The organism is Allobosea sp. MMO-172, from assembly GCF_037147855.1.
Classification (GTDB): domain Bacteria; phylum Pseudomonadota; class Alphaproteobacteria; order Rhizobiales; family Beijerinckiaceae; genus Allobosea.
The window spans coordinates 126,566-150,831 of record NZ_JBBCUM010000010.1 but is presented as its reverse complement, the minus strand read 5'-3'; the positions used below and the strand labels follow the sequence as shown (position 1 = coordinate 150,831).

Sequence of the window (24,266 nt, the reverse complement as noted above, 5' to 3'; positions counted from 1 at the left end):
ATGTCCTCTCATCAGCCGCCGCGATTGTCGTAGGCGCCCTCGTCACCATCGCGATCATCGCTGCCGCGCTGGGCCTGATCCCAGAGATGGCGCTTCAACGCGGCCTGCGCCTCCGGCGACCAGTTCCCTGCCCCGGCCACCGCGACCCAGGCTTCGACGTAATGCTGGGGCGCATAGACATGCCCGTAACCCATCGGTGTCCGCGTCGCGAAGGCCATGTCGACGAGAAGCTGCAGGCCGGTCACGACCGGGTACCAGCGGAACTGCGGCGAGACGTCGGGGCCGCGCGTCGGCTCGAGCCAGGCAGGCTTCCGGAAGAAGCTGCGGCGGTCGAAGAAGGTCACCGCGTCGCTGGCATACTGGAGATAGACGATCCGCATCACGCCCCAGGGCGTCGCAGGCGGAACGGTCGGCCCGTTCTGGTTCATGAAGCGGACGGCGCGGCCCTCCCGGTATTCCGGCAGCCAGGCCGGCGAACCCTCGTTGCGCCGGTCGGTGATGTCGCGCCAGAAGCGGTTGCCGAAGGGCGGGCCGCTCCAGACGGCGCCGTCGATCGGATCGCCGATCAGTTCGAGCAGTTCGATCGATCGCTCCGAATTCATCGAGCCGAGGCTCAGGCCGTGCAGGTAGAGCCGTGGCCGGCTCTCCTTGGGCAGACGCGTCCAGTAGCCATAGACCTCGCTGAACAGCGCGCGTGCCGCCTCCGAGCCGTATTCCGGCTGGGCCAGCAGCGAGAGCGGGCTCGAGAGATAGGAATATTGCAGCGCGACGCTGGCGACATCGCCATCGCCGAGATGCTCGATCGGGCTGATCGCCGAGGGATCGACCCAACCGGTGCCGGTCGGCGTGATCACGACCAGGATCTTCCGGTCGAAGGCGCCCGAGCGCTTCAACTCCTCCAGCGCCAGCCGCGCGCGCGCCTGCGCCGTGCCGGCCGCACGCAGCCCGACATAGGTGCGGATCGGCTGCATCGCCGGCCGGCCCGACAGGGCGGTGATCTCGGCCGCGCTCGGGCGCGCCGCCACGAACTCGCGGCCCGCGCGCCCCAGTTCCCGCCACTTCACCAGCGAGGCCTGGCTGCCGGATTGAAGCGGGTCCGTCGGCTGCGGACTGGCCGGTTCGATCAGGGCGTCGCGTTCGCGGAAGGAGGAATCCAGCACGCGGAAGCCGACACGCACCAGGAAGCCGTTGGCGAGCGACCAGACCAGAACCGTCGTGATCGCGAGGCCGGCCACGAGCGCGACGCGACGCGGCATGAAGCCCAGCGGCCGGCGCGCCAGGAAGAGGGCCATCAGCCTGAACAGGCGCGCCAAGGTCAGCAGCACCGCGAAGGTGACGAGCGCGATCAGGCTGACCTTGAACGGATGGGCGCTCTCGATCGGCTCCATCGACATCACGCGGCGGATGGAGTTCTGCCATTCCGCCGCATTCGCGAGGAAGATGCCAGCGACCAGCAGACAGATGCCCGCGACGACGATATTGACGATGCGGCGCAGCCGCTCGTTGGGCGCGGGCATCTCCAGATAGGTCCAGAGCCAGCGCCAGGCCGTGCCGAAACCGTAGCCTGCGGCAAAGCAGACACCGCCCAGGACGCCCTGGATCAGAGCCGTGCGCGGCACGAGCGTGGGCGTGAGCGAGGCCGCGAACAGGAAGGTGCCCAGCGCCAGGCCGATGCCGGACAGGCCACGGCTCCAGCGCAGCGGCAGCAGAAGGGCTCTCGTACCGAAATTCATGATCGCACCTGCCGTCCGCCCTGCCCGCCGCTCACGCAGCGCGTAGGTTCCGGGAGACAGCTTCGGCCGGTGAAGCGGGTTCGGGCGAGGGCCCGGCAAGCACGAGGCGACATTCAGAAGCTCCAGACCATCGGAACGTAGAAAACGGACATGACGAAGAACCAGAGCATCAATGGCAACCCGAGCTTCCAGTAGCTGTTGAAGCTGTAGCCGCCCGGGCCCATCACCATCATGTTGGTTGCGGTCGCGATCGGCGTCAGGAACGCGGCCGCACCCGCCACGCACAGGCTCATCAACACCGGGCGCGGCGAGACGCCCAATCCCTCGGCGGCAGCCATGGCGATGGGGATGACCAGCATCGTCGTCGCGGTGTTGCTCATCACCTGGCCAAGGGCCGCGGTGAGAACGAAGAGGCCGGCGAGGAAGACGAGCGGCCCCGCCTCGCCCGTCAAGGTCACGAGATGGCCGGCCACGATCTTGGCCGCGCCGGACTGCACCATCGCGGTCGAAAGCGGCATCATCGCCGCGATCAGGATCACCGTCGTCCAGTTGATCGCGCGATAGGCCTGCTCCGGCGTCATGATGCGGGCGAGGAGGAGAGCTCCGGCGCTGAGCAGCCCCGCGACGGCCGGCGGCACGATCCCCGTCGCCAGCATCGCGACGAGGCAGCCCAGCACGGCCAGCGTGACGCCCGCCCCCGCACCCATCGGAACCGCCTGGCGCCGGACGAGGTCCGGCGAATTGACGACGAGCACGTCGGGATCGTCGAGATGCAGATCGAGCGCCTCCCAGCTGCCTTCGAGCAGCAAGGTGTCGCCGGCGCGCAGGTTCTCGCCCGGCTCGATATCGGCTCCCGCCCGCTGAACGGCAAGGACGACGAGATCGCCGCTATCGGTCACCATGCCCGGGAACAGGGCGCGGCCAATCAGCGCCGAGCGCGGCGGAATCACCACCTCGGCGAGGCCCGAGCGCTTGCTCAGGAGCCCTTCCTGCTCGCCCTCGCCGCGCAGGGCGAGGTGCTTTTCCGCCGCGAAGCGGGCGACGGTCTCGGCATCGCCGCGCACCAGCAGGTAGTCGCCCTCGGTGATCGCAGGCGCGCGCGACGGCGTCCCGGTTTCCCCGGCCTGCACCACGACGAGGCTGAGCCGCCCCTCCATCCCGAGATCCACGGCAGCGGGCGCGACGCCGATATAGCTGCAGCTCGGGCGTACGCGCAGCCTGAAGATGCCGTCGCGCAAACCATAGTGCTCGACCAGCGTCTGGGCGTGCTGGCTGAAATCGGCCGGCAGCCGCGCGCTGCTCTGCTGCGGCAAGAGCCGCTTGCCCAGCAGCAGGATGATCACGATCGTGCCCGCCAGCAGCGGCAAGCCGACAAGGGCGAACTCCGCGAAGGCGAAGCCCTTCAGGCCGGCATCCTCCAGCGCTTCGGAGACGAGGATGTTCTTCGGCGCGCCCGTCAGCAACAGGTTGGAGCCGGCATGGGAGGCAAAGGCGAGCGGCATCAGGAGCTGCGAGGGCGACTGGCGCAGCCGCACCGCCGCCATTACCGCCACAGGCATCAATGCCGCGATCGCGCCGCTGCCGGTGATGAGCGCGCTGAGCGAGCCGGCCGCCGCCGTCATGATGACCAGCAGGCGCGTCAGCCCGTTGCTGCCGGCCCTGGCGATCAGGTACTGGCCGGCCCAGGCAGTGATGCCGGTCCGTTCCAGGGCGGCGCTGACGATGAAGAGGCTGGCGACGAAGAGCGTCGCACGGTCGCTGAAACCGGCGAAGGCCTGGTCGAGTGTGACCACGCCCGTCGCCCAGAGCGCCAGCGCAGCCCCCATCGCGACGACGATGACCGGCAGCCTGTTCCAGCAGAACAGCACGATCGTGATGACAATGACGAGGGCAGTGCTTGCTATCGGCGTCATGGCGGGTCTCGGGCTTCGTCAGGCCCGGAGCATCAAAGCCCCGCCGAGCAGAATGGCAAGGGCGATCAGCCCAAGCCCTGCCGCCGGCCAGCGCCTAAGGTGGGTGTCGATCTCCCCGATCCGGTCCGACAGGCCGCGCATGAGCGGCTGCCCCGCCTGCGCCAGCACGACGATATCCCCTTCCGGAATCAGGCCGAGGCGACCGGGCCAGCGCCGGACCAGCAGCATCGCCGCCGCACCGAGCAGCATCGGCCAGGTTACTTTCCAGAGCGCGTCCGGCGCGACCAGAGCGGTCACGGGCTCTCCTGCAACAGCCGGATAGAGCGACCAGGGAATGATGAGCGAGGCGGCCGCCACGACCAGCCAGGGCACGAATTGCCCGAGCGGCGGCGAGGCCGTGGCGTCCTCGTCCGCATAATCGCGCAGAAGCAGCAGGAGATGCACCATCAGCAGGGTGCTGCCCGCTCCGGCCAGCGTCATCGCCGAGGCCAGCCAGCCATAGCCGAGCAGCGGCTTGGTCGCGAGCTTGGCCAGTGCGCCGCTGGTCAGAGGCATGCCGCCGAGGCTCAGCGCAAGCACGGTCATCAGCAGGAACACCAGCCGGAAGCGTCGCCCCCCGGTCGCCGCGAGGATGCCGACGCCAAGGAAAAGCGCGCCCTTCACCAGCGTGTGATGGACGGCGTAATAGGCCGCCAGATTGACCGCCTCGGGATCGGCCGTCGCGAGGCCGACGCCGAGCAGCACCGCCAGCAAGCCCATCTGGCTCACGGTCGAATAGGCGAGGACCGTCTTCGCGCGCTTCTGGGTGACGCCGACAAGTACGCCGTAATAGGCGGTGATCACGCCAGCCCCGATCAGGACGCTGCCCCAGAACGGCACCCCGGCCTCGAAGGGCAGGAAGCGGATCAGGCCGATCACGCCGGCCTTGACCAACACGCCGCTCAGCGCCGCCGAGGCCGGCGTCGGCGCGGCCGGATGCGCCAGCGGCAGCCAGACATGCAGCGGCACCAGCCCCATCTTCAGCGCGAAGCCGAGAATGAACAGGGCGACGATGCCATCACGCATCGGCGAGGCGGAGAGCTCCGCGACGACATTGCGGATCGGCGGATTGGCATCGGGATGGCCGGCCGCCAGCATCACGAGCGCGATCAGCAGCAGCGCCTCGGCCGCAAGCGCGAGCGCAACGTAGATCACGCCGGCCCGGTATGCCGGCGGGCTCTGCTCATGGATGATCAGGCCGTAGGCGGCGAGACTTGCCAGCGTGAAGAGCAGGTAGAAATTGACGACGTCACCGACGACGAAGAGGCCGAGGCTGCCCGTCAGCGTCAGGAGCCACCAGACCGCGAAACGCTGCCTGCCGGCATCGCGAGCCATGAGCGAGGCGGCGTAGGCGCCGGCCGCGCTCCACAGCAAAGCCGCGCCCGCGAGCAGGATCGCGCCGGGCGTGTCGAGCACCAGCGTCAGGCGGAAGGGCGGTGGGAAGATCGCGAAGCCGCCCTTCGGCACGAGGATTGCGGCCGCAAGCGCCGGCAAGGGGGCGAGGACCAGCAGAGCCAGGGCGCGCGCCCGGAACCAGGACGACAGGCAGCAGAGCGCCAGCCCGAGCGGCACCAGCGGTACGGCGGCAAGGAGGATGGCGGGCGCGCTCATCACAACCCCGCCATCGCCAGGCCGCTGCGGCCGATCTGCAGGAAGCCGAAGGGGCGCAGCGGCACGAAGCCGAGCAGCACGGCCGCAACCGCGAGCGCAAGCGCCGTCAATTCGAGCCGCCGTGGCACGGCACCGCGAGACGGAAGCAGGCCGGCCGGGACCGCGAGCGCCTGATTGATGACGCGGAAGACATAGCCGCCGGCAAGGAGCCCGCCGAGCAGGATCGTCACCGCGAGCCAGGGGTAGCCCTCGATCACGGCCGCGGTCAGGAGCAGGCATTTCGCGACGAAGCCTCCGCTCGGCGGAACGCCCATCAGCGACAATCCGGCCAACCCGAAAGCCGCCGCGCTGATCGGCAGCACCCGGCCGAAGCCCCCGAGATCGGCGATGCGGTCATGACCATAGACCTTGATGACGATGCCCGCCGCCAGGAACATCGCGGATTTGGCGAGCGCGTGCGAGATCAATTGAAGCGCGCCACCGGTCCAGGCGAGCGTCTCCCATGGCGGCGCGCCGGCGCCGCCGGACGCGAGCGGGAAGACGATGAAGAGATAGCCGATCTGCGCGACCGTCGAATAGGCGATCATCAGCTTCAATCGTGCCTGCCGGAGCGCCATGACACTGCAGAACAGGATCGAGGCCGCGCCGAGCACCGCGAGCAGTTGACCGGCGAGCAGCGCCATCTGCCCTGGAGCGACGTCGAGCACCAGCCGCAGAATCAGGAAGATCGGCGCCTTGATCACCAGCGCCGAGAGCACGGCGCTGGCCTGTGCCGGCGCACCGGCATGGGCGGGCGGCAGCCAGAGATGCAAGGGGAACAGTGCCGCCTTGGCCAGTAACCCGACGATCATCAGCGCCAACGCGACCGACAGCGCCGGGTCGGGCCGGCTCAGGCGCGACAGCGCCAGCAGGTCGAGCGTGCCGTACTGGCCGTAGATCAACCCGACGCCGAGCAGATAGAGCAGCGAGCCGAGGAGCGCGAACAGCAGATAGCGCAGCGCCGCGTTGACGGTCTCGGTCCGGCCGTCGAGGCAGACCAGCGGCACTGCGGCGAAGGTCAGGAGCTCCAGCGCGACATAGAGGTTGAACAGGTCCTCGCCGACGAAGACGATGTTCAGCGCGCTCCAGAGCGCGAGCAGCATCAGCCAGAAGGTCGTCTGCGCACGTTCGCTGCCTGCATGGTCGCGCAACCCGTACTGGACATGCGCGAACAGCCCGACCGCGACGACGACGAGCGCCGTCATGACCAGCATCGCGCCCGAGAGGCCGTCCGCCCGCAGCGCGATCCCCAGCGGCGGGCGCCAGCCGCCGACGACATAGGTCAGGGCCGCGCTGCTTGAGATAAGCTCGACGACGATAGCGACAGCGACGGCGAGCCCGGCCGCAAGCGTCGCCAGCGCGATCCGCACCGTGCTGCGCGGGCCGCAGGCGAGGATCGCCAGCACGGCGCAGACCGGCAGCATCACGGCCAGGACCAGCAGGAAGCCGCCCGGCGTGGTGGCGTGGAGGGTCGCGCTCACGCGTCGTCGCTCCGCGGCTCGGCGAGCCGCTTCAGCAGGGCGACTGCCAGCGCGCTCGCCGAGAAGGCGACGACGATGCCGGTGATCACCAGCGCCTGGGGCACCGGATCAGCCTCGAACCCGGCCCCGGCGCCACGCCGCGCGACCGCGCCGAAGACGAGGAAGATGCCAGCGCCAAGGATGTTGCAGCCGACGATCCGCCTGAGCAGGCCGGGCGAGGTGACGACGGCGAAGAGGCCGATGCCGACGAGCGCGGCACCGCACAGGCCGAACAGGACACCGGGTTGCAGCAGCGCCGTCATTGCGCCGGCGCCTTCCGGGCGGGGCCGGCGACCAGCATGGCCAGCGCCGCCGCGACGGAGAGGGTCAGGGCCGCCTCGATCGCCAGGATCAGCGGCTTCGCCAGCGCCTTCGGATAGGCGAGGAAGGCATCGGCGAAGGCGAAGCCGAGACAGGCGATCACCAGGAAGAGGACCGGCCCGCCCGCAAGCGCGAGCCGCAGCGACAGGCCCGCCGTCTGAGGCGGAGCGCGCAGGCCCGCCAGCATCACCAGCAGCCACATCGCCGCCAGCACGGTGCCGGCCTGGAAGGTGCCGCCCGGCGCATCGGCCCCGACCCAGAACATGTAGACGCCGATCACCATGCCGAAGGGCGGCAGGATGCGCGCGAGATAGGCGAGCGGCTCGGGAACATCGGCAGGCTTCATCGCCGGTGCGCCGCCCCAGGCATCATCGGACGCCAGCGACCAGACGCCGATCAGCGCGAGCAGCACGACGATCTTCTCCAGCAGCGTATCGAGCGCGCGATAGGCCAGCAGCACGGCCGTGACGGGGTTGCCCAGCCCGGTCGCGGGAAGCCCCTCCGCCGCCAACGGCGCGAGCGTCGGGGCAGGCGACGCGAAGCTCAGAACGGCGAGGCCGAGCCCGGCGGCAATGGCGGCGCAGCCGGCGGCGATCGCGAGCTTGCCGACGCGCGTCACCGGCTCCTCGTGCTTGCCGCGGCCACGGATGGCGGCTTCGGCCCGCAGCAGCAGGATGCCCGTCCCGCCTCCGCCGATGGCGATTTCGGTCAAGGCGACATCGGGGGCCGCGAGCCGGACCCAGACCAGCCCGAGCAGCAGCCCGAAGGCGAGGAAGGCGATGATCGCGCTGCGCTCGTCCGGCTCCCTCACGACATGGATCGCGAGCGCTAGCAGGCCGGCGACGAGCGCGCCATCGAAGAGCGGCATCATCGCTCGGCTCTGCCGCGATGGACGGCGCGCGCGAGCAACTGGCTCGCCGTCGCCGCCGAAAGCTGCGCCAAGAGCCAGATGCAGAGCAACTTCAGGCCGTCCGCGATGCTCGCCATCTGCGGCAGGAGACCAAGCACGATCAGCCCGAGCCCGAGATTGTCGGCCTTGCTGATCGCATGCAGCCGGCTCAACGTATCGGGGAAACGCAGCAGGCCGAGCGCACCGGCCACGAAGAGCAGCGTGCCCGCGCTCACCAGAACGATGGTGGCGATGTCGGCAAGGCCATTCATGGCTGCTCCTTCGCCGGATCGGGATCGGCGGCCGGCTCGGCCATGCCGAGCGCGAAGGCCACGCAGGCAAAGGCGGCGAACAGCGCAAGCAGCAGCGCGACATCGATCACGGCGGAAGAGCCGGAAGCAGCTCCCAGCAGCAGGAGCACCGCCGTGCCGCCGGTCCCGAGCAGCTGCAGCGCCATCATGCGCTCAACCAGGACGCGCGAGCGGAGCACGCGCAGCAGCGCAAAGACCGTGATCGCCAGGACGAGAAACGCGGCCGCGGCCAGGATGTCAGCCATCGCGCCACTCCGCCTGGAATATCCGGCAGAAGGCCGCCTCATCGGCTGCGACCTGCTCCGCAATCGGCTCACGCAGGTCGAGGCAATGGACCAGCAGCGTTCCATCGGCTGCGACGGCAACGGGCAGCTTGCCCGGCTGAAGGCTCATCACGGCACAGGCGGAATCGCGCGACAGGCCACCGGGAACGATCGAGCGGCAGGTGGCAAAACCCGGGCGGAGGTCGGGATCGCGCGCAAAGGCGCGACGCGCCACATCGACGCCGGCAACGACGGATTGCGGCAGGAAGCGCAGGATAAAGCGGATCAGGCCGCCGAGAGAAAGCCCGCCGCCAACCGGCCAGAGCACCGTGCTGACCCAAACCCCGGCGGCGCTTGCGGCGATGCCGACGGGCAGGTCCTTCAGCGCAGGCCCCATCAGGACCGCCCAGAGCGCCAGAAGGCACAGCCCCCGGACGAGGAGCGCCGGAAACCGCCTGTCATCGGCCACGGCCGCCCCATCCATCGCTTCCGCCCGCCTCCGGTCGATGCCTGCCAACGCTGCGGCGCAGGGTAGCCACCGCCCGAACAGGCAGCATCAGCCGGGCGTCTCACCGCTGTGCGCCACGTCCCATTCTCCCCGGAGGCAGCCGGTCAGGCCGCCGCGCCGGAACCAGCCGTGGCGCTTGTCTCCTTCGGCACCGCGCCGATCATCTCCGCCAGCCAGCGGCTCGACGGGTGCAGGGCGCAGAAGGTGATGAGGGCGATCGTGATGGGAACGCCGATGAAGGCGCCGAACACGCCCCAGAGATAGCTCCAGAAGAAGACCGAGAACAGGACGATCGGCGGCGAGATCGAGAGCGCGCTGCCGGCGACCCGCGGCTCGATATAGCTGCCGACGATGAACTGGATCAGGTTCAGGCAGGCGAAGACCGCGATGACCGCCTGCCAGGAGCCGAACTGCGTCATCGCGAACAAGGTCGGGAAGACGGTGGCGACGAGCGGGCCCATGAAGGGGACATAGTTCAGCAGGAAGGCGATGAAGCCCCATTCCTCGGCCAATGGCAGGCCGACGGTCCTGGCGAAGACCCAGACCAGCAGGCCGGTGATGACGCTCATCGCGGTGCGGACCAGCATGTAGCGGCGGATCTTGGCGGCCGTCGCGATGCTGCCGCGCAGGATCAGTTCGGCCATGTCGCGGTTGCGCATCACCTTGAGCCTGCGGCCGAAATCCTCGACCTCGAGCAGGCCGAGCAGCACATAGACCAGCACCACCAGCCAGAAGCTCATCGTGCTGTTCAGCCGGCCGCTCACGGTCTGGACGGCACGCAGCACCCAGGCCGAGCTGAAATTCTCCGACCACAGCGCCGCGACCGCGATGCCATGCCCTTCGAGCCAGAGCGTGATCTGCTCGTAGAAGGCCTGGAAGCGCGCGGCATCGCTGACGATCCAGCGGCCGACCCGGCCGAAGGCCCAGACGATCAGCGAGCCGAAGGCGAAGAAGGCGACGACCATCACGGACAGGCTCAGCGCCAGCGCCAGCAGGCGCGGCAGCAGGCCCTGCAAGGCCTTCTGCAGCGGCCAGACCAGCGCGATGATGAACAGCGCGAAGGCGACCGGCGCGAAAACCGAGCTCGCGATCGAGAGCGCGGCCACGAACAGGACAAGCGCAACGATGACCTGTGCGGCCTGGGAGGTCTTGGCGCTCGTCATAGGCTGGTCCAGCTCCGGGCATGAGGCCGCGTCGCGGCGGCGTATCTCTTCAGCGCAGGCACCCGTCAGACCCCCTTGGTGAATTCGTCGAGATCGAGCGTCGACTGTTTGCCGATCTCGTCGCGATGCGCCCGGTAGAAGGCTTCGGCGGAGCGCCTGCCCTCGTCATGGAGCATCGTGAAGAACTCCCACTCGGCATTGAGCTTCGAGGAATAGCCGAGTTCGATCATGGCGTCGCTGGTGATGCGGTGGAGGCGCATGCGCGCCCAGCGCGCGCCTTCACCCGTGCCGGAGAGCGCCTCGCGCTGCAGGAGCGCCATCATCCGCAGTTCCTTCAGCAGCACCGCGTTGAAGGAGACCTCGTTGAGACGGTTCAGGATGTCCCGCGCATTGCGCGGCGTGCCCGGCCGCTCGACCGGGTTGATCTGGACGAGAATCGTGTCGCTGGCCGTGCTCTCTTCGATCAGTGGGGTCATCGTCGGGTTGCCGGAATAGCCGCCGTCCCAATAGCTCTCGCCATCGATCTCGACCGCCTGGAACAGGGTCGGCAGGCAGGCCGAAGCCAGCAGCACCTCCGGCGTGATCTCGCCGTTCCGAAAGATGCGGTTGCGCCCCGTCCGGACATTCGTCGCGGAAATGAAGAGCTTGATCGGCCCCCTCGCGATGGCGTCGTAATCGATCGCCTCGGCGAGGATGTCCGTCAGCGGGTTCGCACCCGACGGGTTGAGGGTGTAGGGCGAGACGACGCGGGACATCATGTCCATCGCCACGAAGAGCGGCGAGGTGTCGAGCGTCCAGCGGCCGAGCAGCACATCGAGCGGCGAGCGCTGGAACGGGCTGAAGCGGGCCGCCTCGGACACCTTGCGCCAGTAGCGGTCCAGTGCCTCGCGGGCGCCTTCACGCCCGCCGAGCGCATAGCCGGAGGCCAGCACGGCGGCATTCATGGCGCCGGCCGAGGTACCCGAGATCGCCTCGATCGTCAGCCAGTCCTCTTCGAGAATCCGGCTCAGCACGCCCCAGGTATAGGCACCATGCGCACCGCCGCCCTGGAGAGCGAGATCGATGTTCAGCGGAGCGCGCGCGTCGCTGCCGCGGCTGGAGGCGGAAGGCGTCTTGCTCACCGGAATACCTCTCTCGTGGGCAAAGCCCGCCGCCTCGTGACGGCGGGCTTTGGTCGCGGCTTACGTCTTCGGGGCCTCGGTCTCGGCCGCAGCCGAGAGCGCCGCGCGCAACTGCGCCTCCTTGGTCTCGTCGAAGGAGGTCTGCATCAGCGTGCCGCCGACGCCCTTGAGATCCGCCAGCACCTTGTCGGTCGTCATCTTGCGGATGAGCAGGAACAGGCCCGCCGTGTTCGGCTGCAGGGCCTCGGCGGCATCCTTCATGAACTGGTCGTTGATGCCGATATCGCTGAACTTGCCGCCGAGCGCGCCGGACGCGGCACCCAGCGCCGTGCCGATCAGCGGGTTCAGGAAGATGAAGCCGATCAGCGTGCCCCAGAGCGCGCCGGAAGCCGCGCCCGTGGCCGTGAGGTTGAGCATCTGGTTGAGCTTCACATGGCCCTTGTCGTCCTTGACCACGACGACGGCGTCACCCAGCTCGATCAGATATTCGCGCTGCAGGGAGAGGACCTTCTGGCGGACCTCCTCGGCCTTCTGTTCCGTCGGGAAGGCGATGAAGACGAGATCACTCATGTCGATGACTCCGTACGCGTGGGTGAGAACGAACCGGCAGCCAGCCGGTCAGGCCGGAAAGCTTCCGGAATGAAGAAGGCCGGCGCTGGCCTTCCTCACGGCCGCTGCGGCGAAGCCGCGGCGGATTGCGGGCCCGGCAGCGGCCTGACGCGCTGGCCGGGATGCAGGGCCTGCACGCCGGCCGAGACGATCATCTCGCCGGGCGCCAGTCCCTGCGAGAGGATGATCTTGCTGGGATCGAAGCGCAGCACGTCGATATCGCGCAGCGAGACGGTCGACTTGGCGGGATCGACGACCCAGACCGCGGGCGAACGGCCCTGCTGGGTCAGCGCGCTCGCGGGGATGGCTATGATCGCCGCGGTCGAGATTTCGATGGTGCCGACGACCGTCGAGCCGAGCCGCATCGCCTCCGGCGGGTCCTGCAACCCGACCCGGACGGCAAAGGTCCGCGTCACCGGATCGGCCTGCGGCGCGACCTCGCGCACCGAGCCATAGGCGATCACGGTGGGCGCGTCGGCAAGCGAGACGCGGATCTTCGCATCGGCGAAGCGCGGATCGAGCAAGGTAGCGGGGACGTTGAAGACGGCATCGCGGCTGTCGTCGCGCGCGATCTGGACGAGGACCTGGCCGGGCTGGACCACCTCGCCGGGCTCGACCTGCCGGGCGGTCACGACGCCGGCGACATCCGCGCGCAATTCGGTGAAGCCGAGCCGGTCCCGTGCCAGTTCGACCTGTGCTTCCGCATTCTCAAGGGCGGCCTGCGCGGTTTCCTGTGCGCGCCGCGCCTGATCGTAGCGCGGCCGCGTGGTGAAGCCCTGCGCCATCAGGCGCTCCTGCCGCTCATAGGTGTTGCGCGCCGTGCTGACCTCGCCGCGCGCCGCCTCCAGCGCGGCCTTTGCCGCCGTCAGGGCGTTCTGCTCCAGAGCCGGCTCCAGACGGGCGATGACCTGACCGGCCTTGACCCGGTCGCCGACATTGACCGGGCGCTCCAGCACGCGCCCGCCGATGCGGAAGGCAAGCCCGACATCCTTCTTGGCCTGAACCTCGCCGCTGAGCTGGACATCGTCCGAGAACTGCCCCGCAGCGACGGTGACGACGCCGACCGGGCGCGCCTCCGCCGGCGGCGCCTGTTCGCTGCGGCAGGCGGCGAGCGCCGCTGCGATGAGCGCGAGGGCGCCCATGCGGCCGAGCGTCTTCTGCGGAATCCGCTTCGTCACGATCGCGCTCATGACAGGGCTCCTCCCGCGCTGGCCGGCCGCTTCGCCCCACTGCGCCCCGTCGCGGCGCCGAAGACGGCGACATAGAGGACGGGCAGCAGAACCAGGGTCAGCACCGTCGCGACCAGCAGGCCGCCCATGATCGCGAAAGCCATCGGCCCCCAGAACACGGTCGGCGCGATCGGGATCATGCCGAGCACGGTCGAGACCGCCGTCAGCATGATCGGCCGGAAGCGCGTGCCGGCGGCATCGATGGCAGCCTCGACGACGCCCTTGCCGGCGGCACGCTCGTCCTCGATCTGGCCGACCAGGATCACCGCATTCTTGGTGATGATGCCGATCAGCGCGAGGATGCCGAGCAGTGCGACGAAGCCCAGCGGCTTGCCCGAGAGCAGGAGCGCCCCGACGACGCCGATCAGCCCGAGCGGCGCGATGCTGAGCACGATCGCGAACAGCCTGAAGCTCCTGAGCTGCGCCATCAGCACCGTGAACATGATCAGCAGCATGACCGGGATCACGGCGATGACCGAGGCTTGCGACTTCGCGCTTTCCTCGACCGAGCCGCCGACGGCGATGCCGTAGCCGGCGGGCAGGGTCTTGCGCAGCTCGTCGATCGACGGCTGCAGCGCGTTGACGACGGCATCCGGCAGCACGCCCGGCGCCACATCGGCCGCCACCGTCAGGTTCGGCACACGGTCGCGGCGCCAGATCAGCGGCGTCTCGAGCCCGTAGCTGAAGCTCACGAATTGCGAGACCGGCACCGAGCGGCCGCTCGGCAGCGCGACCTGCATGCTGCGCAGCGTGTCGAGCGAGACGCGATCGGAATCCTGCGCCCGAACGACGACATCGACCAGATAGATGGAGTCGCGCACCTGCGTCACGACCGTGCCGGAGACGACGGTGTTGACGATCGCAGCAACGGCAGCCGAGCTCAGCCCGAGCCGGCGGGCCTCGTCCTGATCGACCCGCAGGCGCAATTCCCGCGAAGGCTCGATCCAGTCGAAGTTGATATGGCGGGCATTTGGATTGGCCGCGATGACCTGCCCGAGCCGCAGGGCGATGGAGCGCACCTCGGCCGTGTCCGGACCGCTGACGCGATACTGCACCGGCGAGCCGACCGGCGGGCCGAGTTCGAGCGGCGAGACGCGCGCGACGACGTTCGGGAACTCCTTGGCGAGCAAGGCCTCCAGCTTCGTCCGCACCCGTTCGCGCGCCGCCACGTCCTTGGCGACGATCACGGCCTGGCTGAAGAAGTCGTTCGGCAGTTGCGCGTTCAGCGGCAGGTAGAAGCGGATCGCGCCGCGGCCGATATAGGTGCTCCAGCGCTCGATATCGGGGTCACCCTTCAGCGAGGCCTCGAAGCGGTTGACGAGATCCTCGCTCGCATAAATCGAGGCGTTCTGCGGCAGCGTGAGATCGACCAGCAGCTCGGGCCGGTCGGAGGCCGGGAAGAACTGCCGCGGCACCAGCGGCAGCGCCAGGATCGAGGCCACGAACAGGCCGAGCGTCACGGCGATGGTGATCCAGCGCAGCTTGATCGCGCCGGCGAGCAGCGAACGGAAGCCGCGCTCGACCCGGCCCGGCTCCTTGCTCTGCGCCGAAGCCTTGGGCGCCTTCAGCATGGCGACGCCGAGCACGGGCGCGAACAGGACCGCGACGAACCAGGAGACGACGAGCGCGATCGTCACCACCGCGAAGAGCGAGAAGGTGTATTCGCCGGCGGAACTTGCGGCGAAGCCTATCGGCACGAAGCCGGCGATCGTCACCAGCGTGCCGGCGAACATGGCGGTCGCGTATTTCTCGAAGGCGAAGGTGGCAGCCTTCATCTTCTCCTCGCCCGCGGCAAGCCGCGTGACCATGGCGTCGGTCGTGGTCATCGCGTCGTCGACGAGCAAGGCCAGGGCGATGATGAGCGCGCCGAGCGAGATGCGCTGCATGTCGATGCCCGCAACCAGCATGCAGGCGAAGACGATGGCGAGCGTCAGCGGGATCGCGAGCGCGACGACGAGGCCCGGCCGCACGCCGAGGCTGATGAAGCTGACGACCATGATGATGCCGACAGCCTGCCAGAGCGACATCATGAAATCGTCGATCGCATGCGAGACCGTCACGGCCTGGTCGGCCACCAGATTGGGCTCGATGCCGAGCGGCAGGCCGGCGGTGACCTCGTCCATCGCCTTCTTGATGTTGCGGCCGAGCGCCAGGATATCGCCGCCCTCGCGCATGGCGATGCCGAGCCCGATCGACTCGCGGCCGTTGACGCGGAACATCGGCGTCGGCGGATCGGCCTGGCCGCGCCTGACGGTCGCGATATCGGCGAGCCGCACCATCCGGTCGCCGACCGGGAAGTTGATGTTCAGCAGGTCGGCTTCCGACTGGAAGGCGCCGGAGACGCGCACGGAGAACTTTTCGTCCTGCGTCTGGATTTCGCCCGCCGGCCGGACCACGTTCTGGGCCTGCAGGGCGGCAAGCAGGCCACCGCGATCGAGCCCGAGATTGGCGAGCTCCCGCACCGAAAACTCGATGAAGATGCGCTCGTCCTGCGCGCCGATGATCTCGATCTTCGAGACATCGGGCACGAGCAGCAGCCGCGACCGGATGGACTCGACATGGTCGCGCAATTCGCGGCTGGTAAAACCATCCGAGGTGAAGCCGTAGATGATGCCGAAGGTGTCGCCGAAGCGGTCGTTGAAGAACGGTCCGAGCGTGCCCGACGGCAGGGTGTGGCGCATGTCCGCGATCAGGTTGCGCACCCGGTACCAGGTGTCCTGCACCTGACGGCCGGGCACGTCGCCCTTGAGGTTGACGAAGATCGTGGTCACGCCGGGCCGGGTGAAGCTGCGCACGCTGTCAAGGCCGGGCGTCTCCTCGATCTGCCGTTCGAGGCGCTCCGTGACCTGGCTCAAGGTCTCTTCCATGCTGGCGCCGGGCCAGACGGCGGAGACCACCATGGTCTTGATGACGAAGGCCGGGTCCTCGTTGCGGCCGAGCCTGATGAAGGCGAAGACACCGGCGACGACCGCCACCACCATGAGATAAATGACGACCGAGCGGCTCTTCAGCGCCCATTCCGACAGATTGAAGCTCATCGCGGCTCGGCTCCGATCAGGCGCACCTTCTGACCTTCACGAAGAAGCCCGGCGCCGGCGGTGACGACGATGTCGCCCACCTGCAATCCCTTGGAGATGCTGGCGGCGGCGGGGTCGGCACTGGCCACCTCCAGCCGGCGCAGCGAAACGGTCAGCGTCTTCGGGTCGACGACCCAGGCACCGACCTTCTGGTCCTGCTGCGTCAGCGCCGTCGCAGGGATGGCGATGCCGCCGGCCCCCTCGGCACGAACCGCTCCCGAGACCGCCGCGCCCAGCCGGAAGGATGGCGCGGGATCGGTGAGCCCGACCCTGATCCTGAAGGTCCTGGTCACGGGATCGGCCTGTGGCGCGATCTCGCGGACACGGCCGGTGGCCTCCGTGCCGGCATCCCCGCTCAATGCGACCCGCACCGGCATGCCCGGCACGAGGCGGCGCACCAGATCGGCAGGTATCTCGAACACGGCGTCGCGGCCGTCGCGGCGCGCCAGCTGGACGATCATCCGGCCGGCGGCTACGACCTCGGCCGGCTCGGCGCCGACGCGGGTGACGACGCCCGGCGCGTCGGCCTTCAGCGTCGTGAAGCCGACGAGATCCTCCGCCGAACGGACGCGCGCCTGCGCGGCCTCGACCTGGGCGCGCGCCGCGGTCAAACCCTGCCGGGCGGCGTCGAAATCCGCCTGCGTGGTGATGTGCCGCTCAAGCAGATGGCTCTGCCGCTGGAACTGGTTCTCCGCCTTGCGCAGATCGCCCTCGGCAGCGGCCAGCGCCGCCTGGGTCGAGCGAAGATCGTTGAGCTCGTTCTCGGGGTCGAGCCGCGCGACGACCTCGCCCTCGCGGACATTCGCTCCCACCCCGACGAGACGTTCCGCCAGACGGCCGCCGATGCGGAAGGCCAACGCAGCCTGGTTCTGCGCCTCGACATGACCGGTGAAGCTGAGATCGGGGGCCTGGCGCGGCGGCTCGACCGTCACCGTGCGCACCGGACGAACCGGCGGAGGCGGCGCCTTGTCCTCGCTATTGCAGGACGCAACGGCCAGCGCGACCGCTGCCATGGCCAGAAGGCTGCCCGCACCGGGCAAGGCATCGCCACGCCTCATGCCGAGTCTCATGCCAAGCCTCCGGCCATTGCTGCCGCCAGCTGCGCGCCGGAGTGCCGCAAGCCTTGTCTCTGCATCGAACTCCATCCCCTGACGACCGCGGCCTTCACCTGCCCGCAGGCGCTTGCTGCACCCGCGAAATCCGGGGAACGCTAGCAATACGGGCGGGAACACGGATCAGCTCAGAATCCCAACTCTGGGCTGCTCATCTCATTTGTTGCTGCGACGACACCCCGATAGCGAGGCGCCGCAAGCCGAGGGCGACCGGCGCCAGCAGAAGCAGACCGGCCCCGGCAACCGCGGCCATCACGAGATAGATTCCCTCACCCCAACCCTCGTAAAGCCAGCCGGACAGCGCCGTCAGGACGGCCATCAGGCCGGCCCAGCTCCCGGCCAGCCAGGCCTGGGCGCTCGCCTGCATCCGGCCGGGCGCCAGCCGTGAAAGCAGGAAGATGCTGCCGAGATGGGTGACGCCGAACGTCACGCCATGCGTCAGCTGGAGGCCCACCAGCGCCGGAATGCCGGGATCCTGCGCCATGGCCGCCCAGCGCAGGATCGCCGCTGCGGCTGCCGCGACCAGCAGGCCGGCGGCACTGCCTGCCCCGCTCATCCGATAGCCGAGGCAAGCGAACAGAACGACCTCGGACAGGACCCCGAGCGACCATAACCCGCCCATCATGGGGCCGGAGACCCCGGCTGCCTGCCAGTGCAACGCACCGAATCCATAGAATGCCGCATGGCTCGCCTGCACCATTGCGGCGCCGCCGATCGCACAAGCCAGGAAAAGAGGGGGCGCCGGCCAGCGATCGCCCTGCCCCGTGCCGGCCACCTCGCCAGGCGCCACCGTCATGCAGCTCGCGGCCGCGACCGCCGTGGCGATCGCCGATGTCAGCAGCAGAACGATGATCGCAGCGGCCGAAAACCATTCAAGCGCCCAGCCGGCGATGAGATTGGCGGCCGCAAAGCCCAGCGCCCCCCAGAGACGGACACGGCCATAGGTCAGCTCGGGCCTGACAACACGGGCAAGGCGCTCCAGCGTCATCGTGTCGGCCAGCGCGATGAGCGGACCTTGCGCCAGCGCGATGGCGATCACCACGAGAAGGATCGGCCAGAAGCCGTTCGCGACGGTCAGGAGCCCCGTCCCCGCAGCGACCAGCACCGCGCACAGCGTCAGCACGACGGCGATGCGCCCGCTCCGGTCCGCGAGCGCGCCAACGGTCGGGTTCGCGACGATCCGGGTCAGCAGCGGCGCGGCAAGGACGATGCCGATCGCATCCGCGTCGAGGTCTTGCGCCTTGAGCCAGAGGGGGAAGAACGGAAGATTGACGCCCAGCTCGAAGAACAGGCAGGCATAGAGCAGCGCCAGCCGGCCCACGGGCACATCCGGCGCGACCGCCGGATGCCCGGCGGGTTCGCCTCCGGCCGAAAGCCCTGTCCTTTTCCGCAGGAACGAGCGGCTCAGCACCGCTCGGCCACGCCGGGGGCATCGGGCTCGTCGGCGAAATAGCGGACGAGGCCGCGCTCGCGCGCTTCGGTCGGACTGTAGCCGAATTCGCGCCGAAAGGCCCTGCTGAAGGTCGAGTGGTCGGAGAAGCCGACCTCGTTGCCGATGGCATGGATCGAGCGCGCGGAATGATGGGAGCTCAGCCGATAGTGAGCCTCGCGCAGACGCTCCCTGTTGATGAAATGCGCCACGCCGCCGCTGCTTTCGAACAGCCGGTAGAGCTTGGAGCGGGACATGGCCAGGAGCCGGGCCAGGCGCTCGGGTCCGAAATCAGGGGAGGCCATGTTCTGGCGCACGACGGCCCTCGCCCTGTCGATCAGCACGGAGCCCGGCAGATGCCGCGCCAGATCCTGCCCGACAGGCCGGGGCGCGACGCAGGCCGCGACGAGCGCCTTGGTCGGCACCTCGAGACTGGCCGCATGCTCGGGGGCGACGAAGGGCAGCCGCCGGACCAGCCCGTCCATATAGCCGGTCAGCAGGGGCGCGAATTCTTCGCTGACAGCAAGGCCATGGGCGTCGTCGAAGCGCTGCTCATCCGCGGGACGGCGGTCGCGCGGCAAATAGAGCGTGATGACCTCGCTGTCCTGAGCCTGCCCATCGAAGGGCAATGCCAGCGACCGGAAGCTCAGGTCCTCGCACGCCACGCCGTCAGCCGTGATCGTCCGCGCCAGCACCAGGCACCAATGGTCGAGATAGGATTTGGGGCGATGCCGCCACTGCCGGCCGGGCGCGCCCGCATAGACGACATGCGTCAGCACGAGCTCGCCGAGGTTCCAGGACGAGAACTCGGCGACAAAACCCGTCGAGACCTCTCCTGTCGGGAGAAGCTCGATCGTATCCTTGTGCAGGGAGCGCCAGGCGTCGAACTGGTCCTGCGCCCGTAGTCCCGCCGTGCGCAAATGCGGCACCGCAAACATGCTGATGCTCCTTCTCACGCCGCCCCGAGAGAAAGCCGGTATCAGATTCCCCGATCATGATGCATTTCGCGCGAAAAGCGAAATGCAGGATCGAACCCTAACACTGGATCAATTCAGGCAAAATTGACTCAGGTCAAACGATCCCGGCCGAACAATATCGATAATTTTATACTTATTCTCAAGAAGACCCCCAAGTATCTCCTTCCGCAACAGACGCCGTCAACCCTATTGCGTCGTCGCCGCATCGAAGACGCGGATCGGCGCGGTGACCAGCATCGTCGCAGCCGAACCGATCACGCCCGCTGCCGCAACCGGCGCAGGAACATCGGAATCGGTGATGACTTGCCCCTGCAGCAGGCGCCCGCCGATCAGGCGCACGGCATCGGGGCTTGCGGCGAAAAGGTCGTGGTTCAGACGATCACCGGCGCTCACGGCAGAAAGATCGATCACCGTGATCCCGGCCTGCCCGGCGAACTGGCGGCGATATTCCTCCTGCGTCGGATCGATGCCGCCGAGCCGGGTCGCGCCACGCGCGATGAACCGGGAGACCTGCAGGGCGCGATCGTGCTGCGCCGTGAACAGCGTGATCTGCGGGCGCTTCGGCCCCATATCCTCGACCTGCCGGCGAAAGACGCCGACATCGAGATCGGGCGACGCCAGGATGAGGTTGCTGATCTTGCGCGGGACGCCACCCTTCCGCAGCGCGATCTGCCTGACCGCCTCGACGGCGGGCCAGCTCCCCATCGAGTGAGCCAGGATCACCACCTCACGGACATCGGGACCGGCGACGGCGACCTCAAGCAGGTCCGCGAGATCCGAGCGCGAGTAGGAGGCGTTGTCAAAGTCCCGGCTGTAGTCGAGCAGATAGCCGCGCGAGGGCCAGGAGAAGAGGACCGGAGCCGCATCGGCGTCGGCGTCATGCGCGAGTTGCGCGAAACGGAAGACCGCGCGGTCGAACGGCGTGTTGAAGCCATGCACGAAGACAAAGACGCGCTTACTACGGCCGCTGGCCGATCTGAACCACTTGGCAAGTCGGTCTTTCGACAACGCCGTGGAGGCCGTCACCACGAAATCCCGGGCAGGATCGCCCGGCACCGATCGCGGCAGCTGAATCGTGCCGGGCTCGCGGCCCGGCGGGATCGAGACGACGATATTCTGGAAGGAAACCGTCTCGCCGCGTTCGCCGCTGAAGAGGATTCCGGGATCATCCGATGGCGCGCGCGTCGTTGCCGTCAGCATATTGACGCTGTCCGTGCCGGGAACGGCAGCCACGGGCTGCAACAATCCGCGCGGCGTCGAGGCGCAGGCCGTGAGCACAGCCGCGAGAACGACCGCAGCAAGGGACCTCACGCGGGGTCGGCACGCGCCCGCGCTGTCCCGCGGCGCGCCAGGCCGCCCGCTCATCGTCTTGAAGATTCTCATGCGGGACGAACCGTAGGTAACCGCCCTCGCGCCGACAAGTTAAGGTTCGCTGCACTGCGATGCAGGATTCGATTTTGGGACGCAGCGTCAAGGATTGAGACTCTCCGTCGACAGCCCCCTCCGCGACAAGATATTCGTCGCGCTCGCAATGGTTTTTGCCGATGCGAGAGCACAACCCCGCATAAATGAAGCGTTCACTCGAAAGAGCGATCAGCGCTTGTGAAACCCTACCGGGCAGGTCCAACGTATCGCACCATGCTCCGACGGCATGAACAACAACCACTAGACTTAAGGTTGCAGATGAAACGCAGGGCATTTCTGACCGCACTTCTCGGTGGCGTTCTGGCCGCCGTGACCGCCGAAGCCTCGCCGCGCGATGATCGACCGGCCGCCGCTTCAAGCGCGCTCGACACGCTGGGCGCCGAATTCACGCAAGGACCGCCGCAGCCGAGAGCGCCGGGCGCCGCTACGCTTCCAGCCCGCCCGGGCCAGACAAGGCCACGGCGGAAGAACTGGCACCGCTATCGCCAGCGTAACCGCCGCCCGCTGCCGCCTCCGCCCTGGCGCCGCGGGCGCTGAAAGACGAAAAGCAAATGCCGCGCCTTCAGAGGGCGCGGCATCGTAAGGGGATCGCCGCCTCAGCGCAGCGGCGGAGCGTAGAGAACGCCGCCCATGCTCCAGAGCTGGTTCAGCCCGCGCGGGATGCCGAGCTTCGAGCCGGTGCCGAGATTGCGCTCGTAGATTTCGGCATAGTTGCCGCCCGCCTTGACGGCGCGGACCGCCCAGTCGGCCTCAAGACCGAGCGCCTTGCCGAAGCCGCCTTCCGCACCGGTGAAGCGGCGCGCGTCGGGCTTCTGGGATTTGATGGCCTCGTCGAGATTGGCACTGGAGATGCCGAGTTCCTCGGCATTGACCAGAGCGAAATTGACCCATTTCACCAGAGTGAACCAGGGAAAATCGTCGCTGCGCACGACCGGCCCGAGCGGCTCCTTCGAGATCACATCCGGCAGCACGATCGCCTCGGCCGGCGTCGCGAGCCTGAGCCGCTCGCCATGCAGGGCCGACTGGTCGCGGGTCAGCACATCGCATTGCCCGGACTGGAAGGCGGAGAGCGCCTCGGCCGCGCTCGGATAGACCTTTTCCTCATAGGTCATCGAGTTGGCCTTGAAGAAATCGGCGAGGTTGAGCTGCGTCGTGGTGCCGGCCTCGACGCAGATCTTCGCCTTGTCGAGCGACAGCGCCGTATCGACCTTGAGCGCGCGCTTGGCCAGGAAACCCTGCCCGTCGTGATAGGTGATGCCGGCGAAGGCGAGGCCGAGCTCGGCCTCGCGGCCCAGCGTCCAGGTCGAGTTGCGCGCGAGAAGATCGACCTTGCCGCCCTTCAGGGCGTCGAAACGCTCGCTCGCCGAGAGCGGGGTGAAGGCGACCTTGCTCGCGTCGCCCAGCACGACCGCAGCCACGGCACGGCAGAAATCGACATCGAAGCCGCGCCAGTTGCCCTGCGCATCCTTCTCGGAGAAGCCGAGCACGCCCTCGCTGACGCCACATTGCAGCGTGCCGCGCTGCTTGACGTTCTCGAGCGTGCCGGCACCGGCGGGAAGGGCGAGCCCAAAGAGCGCGGCAAGACCAAGACCGCTGCGGCGAAACCAGGAAACCTTCGACATGTCTGTCCGTTCCTTCTGCGAGTCAGCGGTAGCGGTTACAGCGTCGCCTTGTGGCGGATAACGACCTTGGTGCCGACCGGCACGCGCTCGTAGAGATCGGCGATGTCACCATTGGCGAGCCGGAAGCAGCCAGACGAAATCGCCTGACCGATCGTCTCCGGCTGATTGGTGCCGTGGATGCGGAAGACGGTGGAGCCGAGATAGAGCGCGCGCGCGCCCATCGGGTTGCCCGGGCCGCCGGCCATGAAGCGCGGTAGATAGGGCTGGCGCTGCAGCATCTCCGGCGGCGGGCGCCAGTCCGGCCATTCCGCCTTGCGGCTGACCTGAACCTGGCCGGACCAGGTAAAACCCTCGCGGCCGACGCCGATGCCATAGCGCAGAGCGCGGCCATTGCCTTGCACCACATAGAGGAAGCGCTCGGCCGAATGGATCACCACCGTGCCCGGCGCCTCGTTCGAACGGAACAGCACCATCTGGCGGGCATAGGGCCCATCGGTGATCGTGGCTTCCTCGGTGGACACACGGCCCGGCTCGTCGCCGATATCCATGGTTTCCTGGATCGCCCCCGGCGGGCGCGGCTGCGCCCCGGCCTGCGTGGCGAAGAGCGCCGCGAAGCCGAGACCGGAGGCAAGCAGGGCGGTGCGGATGCCGTGGTTCATCTCATCGCCTCCGATCAGCCGCAGCGGCTGTAGATGAAGGTGCCGTAACGGGCATTGGCATCGGGATCGACGAAGCGCGCCACGATCTCCTTCGGCTTCACCGAGAGCAACTCGCGATCCTGCGGATCGCCGGCCGGCGCCTCGAAGCCGAGATAATTCTTGCCGCCGGGGCCGGCCTTCAGCCTGAGTTCGTAGAGCTTGGGATCATCCGCGACATGCATCATCACGCCGTCGCCAGGCCCCTTGGCGATCACATAGGGCTGCTTGCACTGGCCCCGCGCCTCGGCCTCCGTGCGCTTGCGATCCTTCTCCGTGTGGAAGGAGGCAACACCCCAGCGCCCGACCAGGGCGTCGCGCGAAACATTGGCAGGGGCCGGAGCAGACGCACCCGCCGCGCTGCCGCTCGCGACAGGCGGGAGGCTCTCGCCGCCGCCGCAGCCCGCAAGAAGAAGCGGCAGCGCCACGCTGCAGGCCATCACGCTGACGGATGGCCACCGAGCGCTGCGAGAACATGCGGGCTTGCTTGTCATCGTCCCTCCTTGCGGCCCGGTCTGCGTCGAGGCCGGACCGATTGCCTGCGGCAGTTGCAACCACCTTCCCGCTGTCCACCGGAGCCAAGCGGAACGTCCGGCATGAGAGCCGCAAATCCGGAGCTGATCAACCCCGCTTTGGAGCGACACACTCCGGTGCTCGCCC

21 protein-coding genes are annotated in these 24,266 nt (G+C 68.4%); all 21 read right to left on the bottom strand.

Going from position 1 to position 24,266, the window contains the following annotated elements; all coding sequences use genetic code 11:
• Window positions 1–11: 11 nt before the first annotated feature.
• The 21 genes from WFK61_RS16355 to WFK61_RS16255 all read right to left on the bottom strand — a co-directional run bounded on the left by WFK61_RS16355 (window position 12) and on the right by WFK61_RS16255 (window position 24,046).
• Window positions 12–1,733, bottom strand: a complete 1,722-nt coding sequence (locus WFK61_RS16355; RefSeq protein WP_336813144.1) for an alpha/beta hydrolase — start codon at window positions 1,731–1,733, stop codon at window positions 12–14.
• A gap of 113 nt (window positions 1,734–1,846) precedes the next feature.
• Window positions 1,847–3,646, bottom strand: a complete 1,800-nt coding sequence (locus tag WFK61_RS16350; protein ID WP_336813143.1) for an SLC13 family permease — start codon at window positions 3,644–3,646, stop codon at window positions 1,847–1,849.
• Between the two features lie 18 nt (window positions 3,647–3,664).
• On the bottom strand, window positions 3,665–5,296 hold the full coding sequence (locus WFK61_RS16345; RefSeq protein WP_336813142.1) for a complex I subunit 5 family protein: 1,632 nt from the start codon (window positions 5,294–5,296) through the stop codon (window positions 3,665–3,667).
• Entirely contained in the window at window positions 5,296–6,816 is a 1,521-nt protein-coding gene (locus tag WFK61_RS16340) for a complex I subunit 5 family protein (protein ID WP_336813141.1), read from the bottom strand. Before WFK61_RS16340 ends, WFK61_RS16345 begins: the two co-directional genes overlap by 1 nt.
• The gene (locus tag WFK61_RS16335) at window positions 6,813–7,118 is read right to left on the bottom strand and encodes an NADH-quinone oxidoreductase subunit K (RefSeq protein WP_310094338.1); all 306 of its coding nucleotides are present in this window, start codon (window positions 7,116–7,118) and stop codon (window positions 6,813–6,815) included. The genes WFK61_RS16340 and WFK61_RS16335 overlap by 4 nt, the downstream gene beginning before the upstream one ends.
• On the bottom strand, window positions 7,115–8,047 hold the full coding sequence (locus tag WFK61_RS16330) for a hydrogenase subunit MbhD domain-containing protein (protein ID WP_336813140.1): 933 nt from the start codon (window positions 8,045–8,047) through the stop codon (window positions 7,115–7,117). The genes WFK61_RS16335 and WFK61_RS16330 overlap by 4 nt, the downstream gene beginning before the upstream one ends.
• Window positions 8,044–8,337 carry a monovalent cation/H(+) antiporter subunit G gene (locus WFK61_RS16325; RefSeq protein WP_336813139.1) on the bottom strand — a complete coding sequence of 98 codons (294 nt, stop codon included), beginning with the start codon at window positions 8,335–8,337 and terminating at the stop codon, window positions 8,044–8,046. The genes WFK61_RS16330 and WFK61_RS16325 overlap by 4 nt, the downstream gene beginning before the upstream one ends.
• Window positions 8,334–8,621 (bottom strand): MrpF/PhaF family protein, encoded by a 288-nt coding sequence (locus WFK61_RS16320; protein WP_336813138.1) that lies wholly within the window; start codon window positions 8,619–8,621, stop codon window positions 8,334–8,336. Before WFK61_RS16320 ends, WFK61_RS16325 begins: the two co-directional genes overlap by 4 nt.
• Window positions 8,614–9,108, bottom strand: coding sequence for a Na+/H+ antiporter subunit E (locus tag WFK61_RS16315; protein ID WP_336813137.1), 495 nt, complete (start codon window positions 9,106–9,108; stop codon window positions 8,614–8,616). The genes WFK61_RS16320 and WFK61_RS16315 overlap by 8 nt, the downstream gene beginning before the upstream one ends.
• A 143-nt stretch (window positions 9,109–9,251) precedes the next feature.
• On the bottom strand, window positions 9,252–10,310 hold the full coding sequence (locus WFK61_RS16310; RefSeq protein ID WP_336813136.1) for an AI-2E family transporter: 1,059 nt from the start codon (window positions 10,308–10,310) through the stop codon (window positions 9,252–9,254).
• Window positions 10,311–10,375: 65 nt separating this feature from the next.
• Entirely contained in the window at window positions 10,376–11,431 is a 1,056-nt protein-coding gene (locus WFK61_RS16305; RefSeq protein WP_336813135.1) for a patatin-like phospholipase family protein, read from the bottom strand.
• Window positions 11,432–11,491: 60 nt separating this feature from the next.
• Window positions 11,492–12,001 carry a DUF1269 domain-containing protein gene (locus WFK61_RS16300; RefSeq protein ID WP_336813134.1) on the bottom strand — a complete coding sequence of 170 codons (510 nt, stop codon included), beginning with the start codon at window positions 11,999–12,001 and terminating at the stop codon, window positions 11,492–11,494.
• 95 nt (window positions 12,002–12,096) lie between these two features.
• Entirely contained in the window at window positions 12,097–13,230 is a 1,134-nt protein-coding gene (locus WFK61_RS16295) for an efflux RND transporter periplasmic adaptor subunit (RefSeq protein WP_336813133.1), read from the bottom strand.
• Window positions 13,227–16,307 (bottom strand): efflux RND transporter permease subunit, encoded by a 3,081-nt coding sequence (locus WFK61_RS16290; protein WP_336813132.1) that lies wholly within the window; start codon window positions 16,305–16,307, stop codon window positions 13,227–13,229. The genes WFK61_RS16295 and WFK61_RS16290 overlap by 4 nt, the downstream gene beginning before the upstream one ends.
• Window positions 16,304–17,416 carry an efflux RND transporter periplasmic adaptor subunit gene (locus WFK61_RS16285; protein WP_336813131.1) on the bottom strand — a complete coding sequence of 371 codons (1,113 nt, stop codon included), beginning with the start codon at window positions 17,414–17,416 and terminating at the stop codon, window positions 16,304–16,306. The genes WFK61_RS16290 and WFK61_RS16285 overlap by 4 nt, the downstream gene beginning before the upstream one ends.
• A 193-nt stretch (window positions 17,417–17,609) precedes the next feature.
• A complete protein-coding gene (locus WFK61_RS16280; protein WP_336813130.1) occupies window positions 17,610–18,779 on the bottom strand; it encodes an MFS transporter in 1,170 nt (389 codons plus the stop codon).
• An 83-nt stretch (window positions 18,780–18,862) separates the two neighbouring features.
• Window positions 18,863–19,825: a helix-turn-helix domain-containing protein gene (locus WFK61_RS16275; RefSeq protein ID WP_336813129.1), complete on the bottom strand. Its 963-nt coding sequence runs from the start codon at window positions 19,823–19,825 to the stop codon at window positions 18,863–18,865.
• A 225-nt stretch (window positions 19,826–20,050) separates the two neighbouring features.
• Complete coding sequence (locus tag WFK61_RS16270) at window positions 20,051–21,097, bottom strand: alpha/beta hydrolase (RefSeq protein ID WP_336813128.1); 1,047 nt, start codon at window positions 21,095–21,097, stop codon at window positions 20,051–20,053.
• 788 nt (window positions 21,098–21,885) lie between these two features.
• The gene (locus tag WFK61_RS16265) at window positions 21,886–22,911 is read right to left on the bottom strand and encodes an amino acid ABC transporter substrate-binding protein (protein WP_336813127.1); all 1,026 of its coding nucleotides are present in this window, start codon (window positions 22,909–22,911) and stop codon (window positions 21,886–21,888) included.
• Between the two features lie 35 nt (window positions 22,912–22,946).
• On the bottom strand, window positions 22,947–23,570 hold the full coding sequence (locus WFK61_RS16260) for a L,D-transpeptidase (protein ID WP_336813126.1): 624 nt from the start codon (window positions 23,568–23,570) through the stop codon (window positions 22,947–22,949).
• 14 nt (window positions 23,571–23,584) lie between these two features.
• Window positions 23,585–24,046 (bottom strand): hypothetical protein, encoded by a 462-nt coding sequence (locus tag WFK61_RS16255; RefSeq protein WP_336813125.1) that lies wholly within the window; start codon window positions 24,044–24,046, stop codon window positions 23,585–23,587.
• Window positions 24,047–24,266: the final 220 nt, after the last annotated feature.